The organism is Ruegeria sp. BB9 (assembly GCF_056539345.1).
Genome location: NZ_JBQFUU010000005.1, coordinates 206728 through 222238 on the forward strand (window position 1 = coordinate 206728; position 15511 = coordinate 222238).

A 15511-nucleotide genomic window follows, 5' to 3' on the forward strand; every position below is an offset into this window, starting at 1 on the left:
CCATGCCGAATATTGCGCCTCCACCGCTGAAAAACGACTGTTTCGCATTGCCGCCGGGGGTCGAATGGACCCCGGTCGATGACGCGCTGGCCCTGTTGCGCGACCAATTGCACCCGGTGGCCGGCGTCGAGACCTTGCCCGTTGGTCAAGCCTGCGGGTGCGTTCTGGCGCAGGACGTGATCGCGCAACGGTCGAATCCGCCGCTGCCCAACACGGCGGTGGACGGGTACGGTTTTGCCGGTGGTCGGCCCGAGGGCCCGCATGTCCTGCCGCTGGCCGAGGGGCGCGCGGCGGCGGGTGTACCCTTTGCGGGGGCCGTGCCGGAGGGGCAGGCGCTGCGCGTTCTGACCGGCGCGCCGCTGCCCGAGGGCGTGGATACCGTCATTCTGGAAGAGGACGTGACCGTGCAAGACGGCCACATCGCCTTCAACGGGCCTTTGAAGGCCGGCGCCAATACGCGCAAGGCGGGCGAAGACGTGCAGGCCGGCGCCTTGGCTTTGCCTGCCGGGCGACGCCTGACACCCGCCGATCTGGCGCTGCTGTCGGCGGTGGGCGTGGCCGAGGTCCCGGTCCGCAGCCCCTTGCGTGTGGGGGTTCTGTCCACCGGCGATGAATTGCGTGATCCGGGTCAGGCCGCGGGGCCGGGTCAGATCTATGATGCAAACCGCCCGATGCTGCTGTCGATGCTGCAACGGATGGGCTTTGTGCCGGTCGATCTGGGCCGCGTGGGCGACGACCGGGCCGTGCTGCGGGACCGGCTGGACCAGGCCGCGCAACAGACCGACGCGATCCTGACCAGCGGCGGCGCTTCGGCGGGGGACGAGGATCATGTCTCGGCCCTGCTTCGCGCGACGGGGGCCTTGCAGGAATGGCGCATAGCGCTGAAACCGGGCCGCCCGCTGGCGCTGGGCCTGTGGCAGGGCACGCCGGTGTTCGGCCTGCCGGGCAATCCGGTGGCGGCGATGGTCTGCACTCTGATCTTTGCCCGGCCCGCGCTGGGGTTGATGGCGGGCGAGGGGTGGCAGCAGCCACAGGGCTTTGACCTGCCCGCCGGGTTCGCCAAGCGCAAGAAATCGGGCCGCCGCGAATACCTGCGCGCCCGGGTCCGCGACAGCCGGGTCGAGGTGTTCCACTCGGAAGGGTCGGGTCGCATCAGCGGGCTCAGCTGGGCCGAAGGGCTGGTCGAACTGCCGGACGGTCCACTGGACATCCAGCCGGGAGACCCGGTTCGCTTCATACCCTATGGCAGTTTCGGCCTGTGACGGTTTCGGTCTCGCGCGGGTTTTCCCCCGATGAGCGCGCGCGGGCAGCAGAGCTGTTCTGGCAGGCGTTCTCGGGCAAACTATCGCGCGTCATGGGTCCGGACGCGCGCGGGCTGGCCTTTTTCGAACGGGTGCTGAACCCAGAATTCGCCCTGGTGGCTCGGGATGCGGATGGGCGGATGCTGGGGCTGGCCGGGTACAAGACCTGCGACGGTGGGCTGACGCAGGGCGGGCTGGCGGATCTGGCCCGGGTCTATGGCTGGTTCGGCGCCCTATGGCGGGGCCTGATCCTGAGCGTTCTGGAGCGCGACCTGAAGCCGGGCGTGTTCCAGATGGATGGCATATGCGTGGCAGCCGAGGCGCGCGGCCAGGGTGTCGGGACCCTATTGCTGCGGGCGATCAAGGAGGAAGCGCAGAGGCTGGGCATGCACGAGGTGCAACTGGACGTGATCAACACCAACCCGCGCGCGCGGACCCTGTACGAGCGCGAAGGGTTTCAGGCGATCGGGCAGGATTATACTGGCCCGTTCAAGCATCTGTTCGGATTCAGTTCGGCTACGAAAATGCGGTGGGTCGTGCCGGACGGTGGCTAGTCGAAGGTCCCGGCCACCCGGCCCAGCAGCATGAAGGCGCGCGCCGTGCGCGTGTCGCCCAAGGCGGTCAGGTCGGCGTCGCTGGCCACAGGTTCGAACTCGACGATCATGGTGTCGAAACGGCGCAGGAAGTGATGCACCGCATCGCGAAAGATCGGGTCTTGCTTCATCCGCGCCGAGGTCAGCGCCAGGCACGACCGGTCGCGGATGCCGCCCAAAGCAGCGACCGCACGCCCGCGTTCGCCCTTGGCGAACTGGCGCCAGACCTCGGGGCGGGCCATGTCCGGACGCAGGTCGTCCATGTAGATGCCTTCCTGGCTGAGCAGAGTCAGCACGTCCTCGGCGGCCTGCACCAGTTGCGCGGTCTTGCGGTCCTTCATCGCGCGGCGCAGGGCGTTGAAGCCTTCGGTATCCTCGGCGGTTTCGGGAAAGTTCAGCGCGCGGATGAAAATGTCGGTGGGCAGAGGAGTCGTGATCTCTTCGGCCGGAGTGCCCAGTTCCAATGAGGTCTGGCCCGAGGGTGCCGCAGGTCTTGCCAGCGGCGCAAGATCCCGCCGCTTGCTGGAGAACGTGGCCAGCGTGCTTTGGGCGTGCCGGGCGGCCGCGGCGATTTCATCCAGTTTCCGGGCCACCGCGGGTTCGTAGGTGCTGGCCGACCGCTGTTGCTGCGATACATAGGCCTGCCGGATCGCGTCGATCGCGGTCTGCAGCCGGGCGCTTTCTTCGCGCATGATGCGGCTGGCGCGCATGGCCAGCGCCGCGACCCAGATCATCGCGACCGGCATGAACACCGCCAGCAGCATCACGATGAAACTGCCGGCCTGCGTCTGCTCGGGCAGCACAAGAAAGGCTACGGCCACCACCAGCCAGATCAGGCTGAGGGCCGCGGCCGCAATCTCGATCCCGGTGACGCTGGGGCGGCCCGGACGGTCATAGATGCCCAGCCAGGTGGGGCGTTTGCTGTCCGGATCAGGGTCTTGGCCCGACATGGCGCGCTCCGATCAGGCGTAGTGGATGCTCAGCACTTCGTACGAGCGCACGCCGCCGGGGGTGCGCACCTCGACGCTGTCGCCTTCTTCCTTGCCGATCAGGGCGCGGGCGATGGGCGATTTGATGTTCAGCAGGCCCTTTTCGATATTGGCCTCATGCTCGCCCACGATCTGCCAGGTCTTTTCCTCGTCGGTGTCCTCGTCCACCAAGGTGACCTTGGCGCCGAACTTGATCGCGCCGGACAGTTTGGTCGGGTCGATCACCTCGGCCAGCGACAGAACGCCTTCCAGTTCCTTGATGCGGCCTTCGATGAAGCCCTGCTTTTCGCGGGCCGAGTGATATTCGGCGTTTTCCTTCAAGTCGCCCAGTTCGCGCGCCGAGGCGATGGCCTCGATGATGGCGGGGCGTTCAACGGACTTGAGTTGCTTGAGCTCTGCCTCGAGCGCGGCAAAGCCCGCGGGCGTCATGGGGATCTTTTCCATATCTTCTTTTTTCCACGCACAAATTGAGTCGCCCCGCCGCATGAGACCAGCGTCGGGGCGAAAGATGGGTTGGCAATTACCTGACCCAAATATGGCGTGAAATGCAAGAGGCCAAGGGGTTTGGCCCCTGCAATCCGCAACTTAACGCCGTCGGGGCGGTGGGGGTTTCCGATTGTGCCGATGCCCCAGCAGATCCCCGCGTTTCCAGCGATGCGCCTCGGCGCCGAACCAGAGCATCTCAATCATATTGAACCACCTCGAATTCGATGCCGTTGTCATCGTCGAAATAGAACCGGCGGCCGGGTTCATAGTCGGCGTGGTTGTGCGGCTCGAACCCGGCGGCGCGGACCTTGGCTTCGGTCGCGTCGATGTCCTCGACCAGCACGCCCACATGGTTCAGCCCGCCGACGATGTCATAGCTGCTTTCACCCGACGGTTTCGGGTCGGCCGGGGCGTAAAGCGCCAGATAGGTATGCGCGCTGCCCACATGCACGGTATAGCCGCCCGCGATGGCCGGGCCTTCCCAGCGTGTCTTCCATCCGAATACGTCCTGCATCCAGGCGGCGGTCGCCTGCGGGTTGCGGACGGTGAAGTTCGTGTGTTCCAGCGTCGCCATCATGGGGTCTCCTTTTCATGTACAGGCTTGTTTCGACTCACCGTAATTCCTAAACCTAACTTTAGCTCAAGATATTTTTCCAGGAGGAGATCATGCCCGCATCCGAAGGCCTTTCCATCGGCGCATTGGCACGCCGCACGGGGTTGGCGGTATCCGCCATCCGCTACTACGAGGCGCAGGGGCTGATTTCCCCCTGGCGCAATCCGGGCGGTCAGCGGCGGTATCAGCGCGCCGACATCCGTCGGCTGAGTTTCGTGATGATCGCCCAGCAGTTCGGTCTGACCCTGCCCGAAATCCGCGAGGTTCTGGCCGGGCTGCCCGACAACCGCACGCCCACGCCGGCGGATTGGAAAAAGATCAGCGTCGGCCTGCGCGCGCATCTGGACCAGCGAATCGATACTCTGCTGCGTCTGCGCGACAATCTGGACGGCTGCATCGGCTGTGGCTGTCTGAGCCTTCCGAAATGCGCGCTCTACAACCCCGACGACCGGGCCAAGGCGCATGGTAGCGGTCCCAGGTACCTGATGGGTGACGCGCCCGAGGGCTGATCTGCCGCATTGCAGCAATGTTACGCCGTGTTTTGATTGACCAAGGTCTTTTCCAGCAGGTAATCAGCCGGGAAACAAAATTTCGCCGAGCCCGCGCCCCAGGCGCCAATTCGGATAGTTAGCGGAGGAGCCCACGATGGCCGAAATTGAACGCGAAGCGATGGAATACGACGTGGTGATCGTGGGCGCAGGCCCGGCGGGCCTGTCGGCGGCCATTCGTCTGAAACAGCTGGACGCCGACCTGAACGTGGTCGTGCTGGAAAAGGGCTCGGAAGTGGGCGCGCATATCCTGTCGGGCGCGGTGCTGGACCCGTGCGGTCTGGATGCGCTGATCCCCGACTGGAAGGAAAAGGGCGCGCCGCTGAACGTGCCGGTGCGCGAAGACAACTTCTATATGCTGGGCGAGGCCGGCAAGCTGCGCATCCCAAACTGGCCGATGCCGCCGCTGATGAACAACCACGGCAACTACATCGTCTCGATGGGCAATGTCTGCCGCTGGATGGCCGAACAGGCCGAGGAGCTGGGCGTGGAAATCTTCCCCGGCATGGCCTGTTCCGAACTGGTCTATGGCGACAATGGCGAGGTCAAGGGTGTCGTGGCAGGTGTCTTCGGGCTGGAACCCGACGGGTCCTATGGCCCCAACACCGAGCCGGGCATGGAACTGCACGGCAAATACGTCTTCCTGTCGGAAGGGGTGCGCGGGTCGTTGTCCAAGGAAGTGATCGCGAAATACGACCTGTCCGCCGGGAAAGAGCCGCAGAAATACGGCATCGGCATGAAGGAAATCTGGGAGATCGACCCCGCCAAGCACAAGGAAGGCAGCGTCACCCACACGATGGGCTGGCCGCTGGGCGGAAACGCCGGGGGCGGGTCGTTCATCTATCACCTGGAAAACAACCAGGTCTATGTGGGATTCGTGGTGCACCTGAACTACAAGAACCCGCACCTGTTCCCCTACATGGAATTCCAGCGGTTCAAGCACCACCCGGTGGTGGCCGACCTGCTGAAAGGCGGCAAGCGTGTGGCCTATGGCGCCCGCGCGATCACCGAGGGCGGATATCAGTCGATGCCGAAGCTGGTGGCGCCGGGCGTGGCGCTGCTGGGCTGTTCGGCGGGCATGGTCAACGTGCCGCGCATCAAGGGCAACCACAACGCGATGCTGTCGGGCAAGGCAGCGGCCGAGGCCGCGTTCGAGGCCATCAAGGCCGACCGGTCGGGCGACGAACTGTCCGCCTATGAAGACGAGGTGCGCAACGGTGCGATCGGCCGCGACCTCAAGAAGGTTCGCAACGTCAAGCCGCTGTGGTCGAAATACGGCCTGACCGCTTCGCTGGTGCTGGGCGGTATGGACATGTGGACCAACACGCTGGGCTTCTCGCTGCTGGGGACGCTGGGCCATGGCAAGAACGACGCCGAGGCGACCGAGGATGCCAGCCAGCACACCCCTATCGACTATCCGAAGCCCGATGGCACGCTGTCTTTCGATCGTCTGACCAACGTGGCGTTCTCGTTCACCAACCATGAAGAAAGCCAGCCCTGTCACCTGAAGCTGACCGACCCCGAGATTCCGGTTAAGGTCAACCTGCCCAAGTTTGATGAACCGGCGCAGCGGTATTGCCCGGCGGGCGTGTACGAAGTGGTGAAGGACGAGGCCGAGCCTCGATTCGTGATCAACTTCCAGAACTGCGTCCACTGCAAGACCTGTGACATCAAGGATCCCAGCCAGAACATCACGTGGACCACGCCGCAGGGTGGGGACGGACCGAACTACCCCAACATGTAGGCAAAAACCCGGGCAATGGCGGGGCCGTGAACGCTCGGCCATTGCCTCTGGCGGGCCAAGGCCCTAGCTTATCCTGCAATCGTAGGCAGACAAGGCAGGTATTAGGTGGTTTCACTGGTTCGTCGCACGGCGCTGGCCGTGTTTCTTGCGACAGCAGCTGTCGTTCCGGTTCACGCGGATTCCGGCGCGGGATCCTATCTGGCTGGACGCCAAGCCATCTATGAAAGCGACTACAAGGCTGCCGAGGAGTACTACTCCAAGGCCCTGATTTTCGATCCGGGCAACACCAAGCTCAAGGAAAGCGTGCTACTTGCGCGCGTGGCTCTTGGCGATGTGGAACGCGCACTGCCCATCGCCGAGGACATGGAGGCAAACGAGCAACCCAACCAGGCCGCGCGCATGGTTGTTTCCGCCAAACTGGTATCTGACGGAAAGTTCGACGAATTGCTGGCCCGTGACCCGGAAAACCAGGGCGTTGGCCCGCTGGTCGATGGGTTGATGACGGCCTGGGCGCATCTGGGCAAGGGCGAAATGACCAAGGCGATGGCGCAGTTCGATGAGGTCGCCCAGCAGGACGGTCTGCGGGAATTCGCGCTGTATCACAAGGCGCTGGCGCTGGCGTCGGTTGGCGATTTCGAAGGGGCCGAGGCGATCTTTGCGGCCGACGACAGTATCGTTGCGCGATTCTCGCGACGTGCAGCGCTGGCGCGGGTCGAAGTGTTGTCGCAGCTCAACCGCAACGACGAAGCTCTGCAATTCCTTGAAAACGTGTTTGCGGCGGGCAGCGATCCGTCGATCGAGACCTACGTGGACACGCTCAGCGCCGGTGGCACCTTGCCTTTCACCCATGTCGGATCGGCCACCGAAGGCGTAGCCGAGGTCTTTTTCTCGGTCGGGGCGGCGTTGAACACCGAGGCCGCACATGACTATGTGCTGCTCTACGCGCGGATCGCGACTTACCTCCGGCCCGATCACATCGATGCGATCCTGCTGAGCGCGGAACTGCTTGAGCAGTTGAGCCAGTACGACCTGGCCGCCGAAGCCTATCGAAAGGTTCCCACGGATAGCAGCGATTTCCACGCAGCCGAGCTGGGGCGTGCCGAAATTCTGGCTCAGTCGGGGAAACCGGATGCGGCGATCGAAGTGCTGGAAAATCTGGCGGCCCGGCAGCCCAACCTGCCCAGTGTCCATGTCGCCTTGGCCGATCTGCAGCGGCGCCAGGAAAACTACGCCGCAGCTGTAACCTCGTATGACCGGGCCATCGAACTGACCGAAACCGGTTCAGGTGGCAACTGGTTCCTGCATTACGCCCGCGGCATCTGCCACGAACGTCTCAAGGCCTGGGACAGGGCCGAGGCAGATTTCAGGCGTGCCCTGGAGTTGAATCCGGATCAGCCGCAGGTTTTGAACTATCTCGGGTACTCGCTGGTCGAGCGGCAGGAAAAACTGGAAGAGGCGCTGGAAATGATCGAGCGCGCCGTCGCGATCCAGCCTGACAGCGGCTATATCGTCGACAGCTTGGGTTGGGTCCTGTTTCGCTTGGGCCGGTACGACGAGGCGGTCGAGCATATGGAGCGCGCCGTCGAACTGATGGCCGTGGACCCGGTGGTCAACGACCACTTGGGCGACGTCTACTGGGCCGTCGGGCGCACCCGTGAGGCCGATTTCCAATGGCGCCGCGCGTTGTCCTTCATCGATCCCGAAGACACCGATGGCGAGGCCGACCCCGATCGGATCCGTCGCAAACTCGAGGTCGGGCTGGACGCGGTACTGGCCGAGGAAGGCGCGGCCCCCCTGAAGGTCGCCAATGGCGACTGAGGCCTTTGCGCCCGCGAAGATCAACCTTTCCCTGCATGTGACCGGACGGCGGGCCGACGGATACCATCTGCTGGACTCGCTGGTCGCCTTTACCGATGTGGGAGACACGTTGGTTCTGTCACCCGGGCCCGAGATTCGCCTGACCGTGACCGGCCCCCATTCCGCCGGGGTGCCGACCGACGACCGCAACCTCGTCTGGCGGGCCGCTCGGGCGATGGGATGGAGCGGGCAAATCCAGTTGGACAAGGTTCTGCCGCATGGCGGGGGAATCGGCGGCGGCTCATCGGATGCGGCTGCGACTTTGCGGGCCATCGCCGGGCAAGACGCGGAGGTCCCGCTGGAAACGGCTTTGGCACTGGGCGCGGATGTTCCTGTTTGTGTACTGGGCAGAGCCGCACGGATGCGGGGCATTGGTGACCGTGTCGCCCCGGTTGCATTGCCCGCTTTGCCCGCATTGCTGGTCAATCCGGGTGTTCCGGTTCCGACGGGGCCGGTGTTCAATGCGCTGGCTTCGCGCGACAATCCGAGGATGCCGGATGAGATCCCGGCATTCGAAACGCCAGAGGCCTGCGCTGACTGGCTGGCCGGGCAACGCAATGATTTGCAGGAAGCGGCAATTGGCTTGGCGCCCCAAATTTCAGACGTGTTGCAGGCGCTGGGTGAAACGCGGGACGTTCTGCTGGTGCGCATGTCGGGGTCGGGTTCGACCTGCTTTGCGCTGTACCCGTCCATGAAGGCCGCACATTTTGCGGCCTACGAGATTGGTGTTTCCCAGCCGGACTGGTGGTGTCGCGCCAGCGTACTCAGCTGAGGCGGGACACAACGTAATCGGCCAGATCGCCGAGCAGGTCGCGCAACTCGTGATCGGGCAGCGCGGTCAGAGCGGTTTTGGCCTTGGCTGCCCAGGCCAGAGCGTCCGTCCGGGTCTCCTCCAGGGTGCCGTATTTCCGCATGAGGTTCAGGGCCAGGTCCAGGTCTCCATCCTGTTGCCGACCCTTCTCGATCGTGCGCTCCCAGAACGCACGCTCGTCGGGTGTGGCCTGGGCCACGGCTTTGATCACCGGGAGGGTCAGCTTGCGCTCGCGGAAGTCGTCGCCCACGTTCTTTCCGGTGGTCTTGCTGTCGCCCTGATAGTCCAGCAGGTCGTCGGCGATCTGGAAGGCGATGCCCAACGCGTCGCCATAGGCGAACAGCGCCCGGACCTGTTCCTCGGACGCACCGGCGATCACGCCGCCCACCTCGGTCGCAGCGGAGAACAGCGCCGCGGTCTTTCCGCGCACGACCTGCAGATACACGCTCTCGTCGGTACGCAGGTCGGTGGCCGCGGTCATCTGCAGCACCTCGCCCTCGGCAATGGTGGCCGAGGCATTGGCCAGAATGTCCAGAACCCGCAAAGATCCGGTTTCCACCATCAACTGGAAACTGCGCGAAAACAGATAGTCGCCGACCAGCACGCTGGACTTGTTGTCCCACAGGAGGTTGGCAGTAGGCCGGCCCCGCCGCTGCGCGCTTTCGTCCACGACGTCGTCATGCAAAAGCGTGGCGGTGTGGATGAATTCGACCGTGGCGGCCAAACGGATGTGATGATCGCCGCCATAGCCGAACAGCCGCGCGGCGGCCAGTGTCAGCATCGGGCGCAGGCGCTTGCCGCCCGCTTCGACCAGATGCGCGGTGACTTCGGGGATGCGGGGCGCGTGTTCCGAGGCCATGCGGGTGCGGATCAGAGTGTTTACCGCCTCCATTTCGCCGGCCAAAATCTCGGCCAGTCGCTCATGCGGTTTCGAGATCGTGCTGATCGTCATCACACTCCTGATACAAGGCTCGACTTTCGTCCTGCCTTGCCCTTACATCCATCCCCATGAAAGAACTTCTGCGCAGCACCGATCCGACCATCATCGCCTTTGCATCCGCTCTTCTTGAGGGCGAGGATATAGACTGCTTTGAGATGGACGTAAATATGAGCGTCCTCGAGGGATGCATCGGAATCTTTCCGCGCCGCCTCATGGTTCGGACCGATGACCTCGAGCGGGCAGAGCGGGTGATGCGTGACAATGACATACCGCTGGGAAAATGACCGGGTTTCCTGACAGCGCGCTGACTTGCAACGACTTTCTGGGTGGCCGCCTAAAGCTGTGGCAGCCGCGAGACGGTTATCGCGCCGGTGTCGATCCGGTGCTGCTTGCTGCCGCAGTTCCGGCCAAAGCCGGGCAGTCGGTGCTGGAGCTGGGCTGCGGGGCGGGTGCTGCGGTTCTTTGTCTCGCGACCCGCGTACCCGGTCTGCGCTCGACCGGGATCGAGCTTCAGGCCGACTATGCCGATCTGGCCGCAAGAAACGCGCAATGCAACGAGATTGATCTGTCCGTTCACGTGGCCGACCTGTCCAATATGCCGACGGATCTGCGTCAGCAGCACTTCGACCACGTGATCGCAAACCCGCCCTATTATCGGCCCGGTGCACATAGCGCGGCCGTCGATGCTGGTCGGCGAACGGCGCTGAGCGAGCAGACGCCGCTGTCCGACTGGTTTGACGCGGCAGCGCGCAGGCTGGCACCGCGCGGGTACTTGCACATGATCCAGCGCGCGGAACGCTTGCCCGACATGCTGACGGCCTGCGTGGGTCGGTTGGGCTCGGTAGAGGTTCTGCCCATCGCGCCGCGTATGGGGCGCGGGGCCGAGTTGCTGATCCTGCGGGCGCGCAAGGGCGGGCGCGCGGATTTTCGATTGCATGCGCCGCTGATTCTCCACAGCGGTGACCGCCATGTAAGGGACGGCGACAGCTATACCGACATGGTATCTGGCATCCTGCGCGAGGGCCGACCAATGCCTTGGCCGGACGCCCGATAGGCAATGACCAGCCGAAATTGTCGGATTTGAACAAGAATCCGAGCGTCTGCAGCGTGACAGGCTGGAAATGATGTGATCAACTTCCCATGTGATATTCAGAAACTGAGAAGGAGGATCGCCATGAGCGTAAGCGCACATCTGACGGAACTGAAGAAGAAGCACGAAATCCTCAGTCTCGAAGTGGAACAAGCCCAGCGCTCGCCCGGTATCGACGATCTCCACATCGCTCAACTCAAAAAGAAGAAGCTGAAGCTGAAGGAAGAGATTGAACGCCTGTCGGCTTAATGTCGTAGGCTGGCGCGTGCCGCGATTGCAGCGCCGCCGGTAACAAGCAATGCCGCGATCGCCAGCGTCCAGGATGGCGTGGCGATCCCGGCGACCACAAGCACCAAAGTTGACAACAGGGGTGCCGCGTACGAGCTGGTGCCCAGCATCTGGATGTCACCGTGCTTGACCCCGATATCCCAGACATAGAACGCCAGCCCAACAGGCCCCAACCCCAGGGCAACGGTCGACATCCAGGCCAGTGCATCGGGTGGCCAGACTGTCTGCTCAAGGCTGAAATGCAGGATCCACGAGGCGATGGCGGTCAGCACGCAGAACACTGCTACCGAGCTGGTCGGCGTTTGACCCAGCCTGCGCGACAATACGGAATACCCCGACCACGTAAGGGCGCACAAAAGCGCCAGCGCATAGCCCGGCAGATGTTCGGCCTGAAACCCTGCGGTTCCGCCGCCAGTGATGATCAGCGCGGCCCCGGAGAAGCCCAGACATGCCCCGAGCAGATGGCCCAGACGTAGCGTTTCGCCGGGAAGCAACCCTGAAAAAAGAACGATCAGCAAAGGCCAGAGGTAGGCAATCAATCCGGCCTCGGCCGCAGGTGCCATGCGCAGGGCCGAAAAATACAGGGCGTGGTATCCGAACAAGCCAACCGTGCCGAAGGCGAATACCTTCCAACTGACCCGTTTCAGTTGCGCAAGCCCACCGCTGCGCCACGTCCAGATCAAGCCAAGGGTTCCGCCGATCGTAAAGCAGATGGCGTTCAGCAAAAGTGGCGGGGTCGGCGCCGAGCCAACCGTGAACAGCGCCAACAGTGCCCACAAAAGGACGGCGACAAAACCGATGGCGGTGGCGCGGTTCTTTGTCATGCGGGGGGGATATCCTCGACGGGTATGATTTCCAGACCGTCGGATATGTGCGCGGTTTTTTCGATCTCTGCAAGGAACCAATCCCGGAAGGCGGCAATCTGAGGGCGCGTCTCTTCGCCCGAACGGCACAGGAACCGGAACCGGGCCTTGGTTTCGACGGCGGTTTTGAAGGGCATCACCAGTCGGCCTTCGATCACATCCTTGATGATCATCGGGCGCCGTCCCAACGCGACGCCGACACCCGCCACCGCGGCATCAATGGCGTGATCCGCGTTCGAGAAATGCGCGCCATGAGTCGGCGTGAAGTCCACCCCCACCGCACGAAACCAGGCGGGCCAGTCACAGGGCGGGTTCAGGAAGTTGATCGAGTCATCGTGGATCAGCGGCGCTTTGGTCAGATCCTGCGGCGTCGGAAACCGGGCCGCAAGCTCGGGCGTCATGACCGGTGTCAGCCACTCTTGCCGCACGGGAACTGAATACAGCCCGTCATCCTGCCCGTACCCGAAACGGATCGCGACATCCACGTCGTCGCGCTCGAAATCGAGATTGCGCAGCGTGGCTGAAAATCTCAGGTCGATCTCGGGATGGGCGCGGGCGAACTCGTACAGGCGGGGGGCCAGCCATTTGGCTGTCAGGGCCGGCCCAGCGGTCACCGTCAATGTCGTGTTGTCCTGCAGGCGGCGGGTGGCCGACCAAGCCGCCTGCAGCGCAGCAAACCCTTTTTCCGTGCCTGGGGCCAAGGTTCGTCCGGCCTCGGTCAACTCGACCGCACGGTTCAATCGGCGGAACAACGGCTGGCCCAAATGCTCTTCCAGAGACTTGATCTGAAACGACAGCGCGGCCGGTGTCACGTTCAACTCGTCCGCGGCCTTGGCGAAGGACATATGGCGGGCGGCGGCATCAAAGGCCCTGAGGGCGGTGAGTGGGGGAAGTCGGTCGCTCATCTTCACATAAGATTTTCTAAACTGAATGTGGAAAAACTCTCGTTTGTACCCATTGAAAACAACAGGCATGTTGAGTGCAAGTCAAGTTCACCTTTAGTAGAAGGGAAAAGCCATGATCGAGATGACGACCAATCCTGCCGCACAAAAGGCAATTCTGCGCGCTCATCAAGAGCGCGGCAAGGCGATCCGGAGTTTCTGGAAGTGGGTTCTGGGTTCCCGCTGAACGCTGCGCGCGCGTTCTTACGGGATCAAAGAAGGGCCGACCCGTTGGGTCGGCCCGTTTTCATTTAAGCCGCGATCAGACGAAAAACTGCGCGCCGTTGGCCGAAATCGTCGACCCGTTGATGAACTGCGAATCTTCCGAGGCCAGGAATGCGACGCAGCGGGCAATTTCCTCGGGTTCGCCCAAACGGCCTGCAGGGATCTGACCGATGATGGCTTCACGCACCTTTTCCGGAACGGCCATGACCATCTCGGTCGCGATGTATCCGGGGCAGATGGCGTTTGCGGTGATGCCGGCGCGCGCGCCTTCCTGCGCCAGGGATTTGACGATGCCCAGATCACCGGCTTTGGTAGCGGCATAGTTCACCTGAGCGAACTGGCCCTTTTGCCCGTTGATCGAGCTGATCACGATCACCCGACCGAACTTGCGCTCGCGCATGCCGGGCCAGACGGGGTGTACGGTGTTGAACACCCCGGTCAGGTTGGTGTCGATCACCTGGTGCCATTGTTCCGGTGTCATCTTGTGGAACGGCGCGTCGCGGGTGATGCCTGCATTGGCGACAACGATGTCGATCGGGCCGAGCTCGGCTTCGACCTTTTCGATGCCCGCCTTGGACTCGTCATAGTCGGCCACGTTCCATTTGTAGGTCGCAATGCCGGTTTCCTCGGTGAACTTGGCCGCGGCTTCGTCATTCCCCGCATACGAGGCGGCTACATTGTATCCTTCAGCCTTGAGCGCTTTGGAAATTGCTGCGCCGATGCCGCGGGTGCCGCCGGTTACGAGTGCTGTACGTGCCATTTAGGACTCCTCCAAATTTAATCGTGTTGGTAATTCTGTTACTCTGAGAGATTGTGTAGCGCAATATCGTTTCGCCGCGAGCTGGCTCTTTCCGTTTGGTGATATTGTCGCATCCTGGGGATATTCCTCGAGAGTAACAAAAAAGGGCGCCCATTGGACGCCCTTATTCGTGACTTGTCAAAGCACTTAGACGCGCTCCACGCACAGGGCGACGCCCATGCCGCCTCCGATGCAGAGGGTTGCCAGACCCTTTTTCGCGTTCCGGCGCTTCATTTCGAACAGCAGCGTGTTCAGAACCCGGCAGCCGGATGCTCCGATCGGGTGGCCAATGGCGATGGCGCCGCCGTTCACGTTCACGATCGAGGGATCCCAACCCATGTCCTTGTTCACGGCGCAGGCCTGTGCCGCGAAGGCTTCGTTGGCTTCGACCAGATCCAGATCGTCAACCGACCAGCCGGCCTTTTCCAACGCCTTGCGCGAGGCATAGATCGGTCCGACACCCATGATCGACGGGTCCAGCCCGGCGGTCGCATAAGACGCGATGCGGGCCAGCGGTTCGATCCCGCGCTTTTCGGCGTTGTCGGCAGACATCAGCAGGGTTGCCGCCGCGCCGTCATTAAGACCCGAGGCGTTGGCCGCAGTCACCGAGCCATCCTTGGTGAAGGCCGGACGCAGCTTGGACATCGCCTCCATGGTTGCGCCGTGACGGATGTACTCGTCACTATCCATCACGATGTCGCCCTTGCGGGTCTTGATGGTGAAGGGGACGATCTCGTCCTTGAACTTGCCGGCCTTCTGCGCGGCCTCAGCCTTGTTTTGGCTGGCCACCGCAAACTCATCCTGCATATCGCGGCTGATCTGCCACTTCTCGGCCACGTTCTCGGCCGTCTGGCCCATGTGGTAGCCGTTGAACGCATCCCACAGGCCGTCGCGGATCATGGTGTCGATGTATTTCATGTCGCCCATCTTGTGGCCCGCGCGCAGCGATGCGGCGTGGGGGGACAGGGTCATGTTTTCCTGACCGCCTGCGCATACGATCTCGGCATCGCCCAACTGGATATGCTGAGCGCCGAGGGCAACGGCACGCAAGCCTGAACCACAGACCTGGTTGATGCCCCAGGCCGCGCTTTCCTGCGGCAGGCCGGCGTTGATGTGCGCCTGGCGTGCGGGGTTCTGGCCTTGGGCGGCCGTCAGAACCTGACCCATGATGGTTTCGCTCACCTCGGACTTGTCGATCCCGGCGCGTTCCACGACGGCTTCGAGGACGGCAGCGCCCAGATCATGTGCGGGGGTGTTCGCAAAGGAACCGCCAAAGCTGCCGACGCCTGTGCGTGCGGCGGATGCGATTACTACGTTGGTCATACAGTCAATCCTTTACCGTCAAGGTCCTGTGGGAAATCTGACGGCGCAGGTCGCACAGAGCCTCTCTGGCGATGCAAGAGCGCCTCGTGATCCCCCGCTC

Annotated in this window: 17 protein-coding genes; 9 read left to right on the top strand and 8 right to left on the bottom strand. The window is 63.1% G+C overall.

Features of this window, described 5'->3' with window-relative positions; genetic code table 11:
• The first annotated feature begins 2 nt into the window (after window positions 1-2).
• Together ACR0FC_RS16760 and ACR0FC_RS16765 are read left to right on the top strand one after the other, a co-directional pair.
• On the top strand, window positions 3-1262 hold the full coding sequence (locus tag ACR0FC_RS16760; protein WP_170342264.1) for a molybdopterin-binding protein: 1260 nt from the start codon (window positions 3-5) through the stop codon (window positions 1260-1262).
• On the top strand, window positions 1259-1855 hold the full coding sequence (locus ACR0FC_RS16765; RefSeq protein WP_367646367.1) for a GNAT family N-acetyltransferase: 597 nt from the start codon (window positions 1259-1261) through the stop codon (window positions 1853-1855). Before ACR0FC_RS16760 ends, ACR0FC_RS16765 begins: the two co-directional genes overlap by 4 nt.
• Here the strand turns inward: ACR0FC_RS16765 and ACR0FC_RS16770 are convergent.
• The 3 genes from ACR0FC_RS16770 to ACR0FC_RS16780 all read right to left on the bottom strand — a co-directional run bounded on the left by ACR0FC_RS16770 (window position 1852) and on the right by ACR0FC_RS16780 (window position 3946).
• Window positions 1852-2844, bottom strand: a complete 993-nt coding sequence (locus ACR0FC_RS16770; RefSeq protein WP_170342263.1) for a hypothetical protein — start codon at window positions 2842-2844, stop codon at window positions 1852-1854. The two genes, ACR0FC_RS16765 and ACR0FC_RS16770, sit on opposite strands and share 4 nt — an antisense overlap.
• A gap of 12 nt (window positions 2845-2856) precedes the next feature.
• Complete coding sequence (gene greA, locus ACR0FC_RS16775) at window positions 2857-3327, bottom strand: transcription elongation factor GreA (RefSeq protein ID WP_005978981.1); 471 nt, start codon at window positions 3325-3327, stop codon at window positions 2857-2859.
• A 238-nt stretch (window positions 3328-3565) separates the two neighbouring features.
• Window positions 3566-3946 (bottom strand): VOC family protein, encoded by a 381-nt coding sequence (locus ACR0FC_RS16780; RefSeq protein WP_005978983.1) that lies wholly within the window; start codon window positions 3944-3946, stop codon window positions 3566-3568.
• Window positions 3947-4035: 89 nt separating this feature from the next.
• On the opposite strand from ACR0FC_RS16780, the gene soxR reads away from it, so the two are divergent.
• From soxR to ACR0FC_RS16800, 4 genes are all read left to right on the top strand, one after another.
• Window positions 4036-4491: a redox-sensitive transcriptional activator SoxR gene (soxR, locus tag ACR0FC_RS16785; RefSeq protein WP_170342262.1), complete on the top strand. Its 456-nt coding sequence runs from the start codon at window positions 4036-4038 to the stop codon at window positions 4489-4491.
• Window positions 4492-4627: 136 nt separating this feature from the next.
• A complete protein-coding gene (locus ACR0FC_RS16790; RefSeq protein WP_170342260.1) occupies window positions 4628-6274 on the top strand; it encodes an electron transfer flavoprotein-ubiquinone oxidoreductase in 1647 nt (548 codons plus the stop codon).
• Window positions 6275-6379: 105 nt separating this feature from the next.
• On the top strand, window positions 6380-8092 hold the full coding sequence (locus ACR0FC_RS16795) for a tetratricopeptide repeat protein (protein WP_170342258.1): 1713 nt from the start codon (window positions 6380-6382) through the stop codon (window positions 8090-8092).
• Window positions 8082-8903 carry a 4-(cytidine 5'-diphospho)-2-C-methyl-D-erythritol kinase gene (locus ACR0FC_RS16800; protein WP_170342256.1) on the top strand — a complete coding sequence of 274 codons (822 nt, stop codon included), beginning with the start codon at window positions 8082-8084 and terminating at the stop codon, window positions 8901-8903. The genes ACR0FC_RS16795 and ACR0FC_RS16800 overlap by 11 nt, the downstream gene beginning before the upstream one ends.
• Here ACR0FC_RS16800 and ACR0FC_RS16805 read toward each other — a convergent pair.
• Window positions 8896-9894 carry a polyprenyl synthetase family protein gene (locus ACR0FC_RS16805; protein WP_093963517.1) on the bottom strand — a complete coding sequence of 333 codons (999 nt, stop codon included), beginning with the start codon at window positions 9892-9894 and terminating at the stop codon, window positions 8896-8898. The two genes, ACR0FC_RS16800 and ACR0FC_RS16805, sit on opposite strands and share 8 nt — an antisense overlap.
• Before the next feature lie 56 nt (window positions 9895-9950).
• On the opposite strand from ACR0FC_RS16805, the gene ACR0FC_RS16810 reads away from it, so the two are divergent.
• The 3 genes from ACR0FC_RS16810 to ACR0FC_RS16820 all read left to right on the top strand — a co-directional run bounded on the left by ACR0FC_RS16810 (window position 9951) and on the right by ACR0FC_RS16820 (window position 11221).
• Window positions 9951-10166 (top strand): putative signal transducing protein, encoded by a 216-nt coding sequence (locus ACR0FC_RS16810; protein ID WP_170342254.1) that lies wholly within the window; start codon window positions 9951-9953, stop codon window positions 10164-10166.
• Window positions 10163-10936, top strand: coding sequence for a tRNA1(Val) (adenine(37)-N6)-methyltransferase (locus tag ACR0FC_RS16815; RefSeq protein WP_170342252.1), 774 nt, complete (start codon window positions 10163-10165; stop codon window positions 10934-10936). Before ACR0FC_RS16810 ends, ACR0FC_RS16815 begins: the two co-directional genes overlap by 4 nt.
• 120 nt (window positions 10937-11056) lie before the next feature.
• Window positions 11057-11221 carry a YdcH family protein gene (locus ACR0FC_RS16820; RefSeq protein ID WP_170342251.1) on the top strand — a complete coding sequence of 55 codons (165 nt, stop codon included), beginning with the start codon at window positions 11057-11059 and terminating at the stop codon, window positions 11219-11221.
• Here the strand turns inward: ACR0FC_RS16820 and yddG are convergent.
• From yddG to ACR0FC_RS16840, 4 genes are all read right to left on the bottom strand, one after another.
• The gene (yddG, locus tag ACR0FC_RS16825) at window positions 11218-12084 is read right to left on the bottom strand and encodes an aromatic amino acid exporter YddG (protein WP_170342250.1); all 867 of its coding nucleotides are present in this window, start codon (window positions 12082-12084) and stop codon (window positions 11218-11220) included. The two genes, ACR0FC_RS16820 and yddG, sit on opposite strands and share 4 nt — an antisense overlap.
• Window positions 12081-13028 carry a transcriptional regulator GcvA gene (locus ACR0FC_RS16830; RefSeq protein ID WP_170342248.1) on the bottom strand — a complete coding sequence of 316 codons (948 nt, stop codon included), beginning with the start codon at window positions 13026-13028 and terminating at the stop codon, window positions 12081-12083. The genes yddG and ACR0FC_RS16830 overlap by 4 nt, the downstream gene beginning before the upstream one ends.
• 298 nt (window positions 13029-13326) lie before the next feature.
• Entirely contained in the window at window positions 13327-14049 is a 723-nt protein-coding gene (gene phbB, locus ACR0FC_RS16835; protein ID WP_093963512.1) for an acetoacetyl-CoA reductase, read from the bottom strand.
• A gap of 186 nt (window positions 14050-14235) precedes the next feature.
• A complete protein-coding gene (locus ACR0FC_RS16840) occupies window positions 14236-15411 on the bottom strand; it encodes an acetyl-CoA C-acetyltransferase (protein ID WP_170342247.1) in 1176 nt (391 codons plus the stop codon).
• Window positions 15412-15511 lie beyond the last annotated feature (100 nt).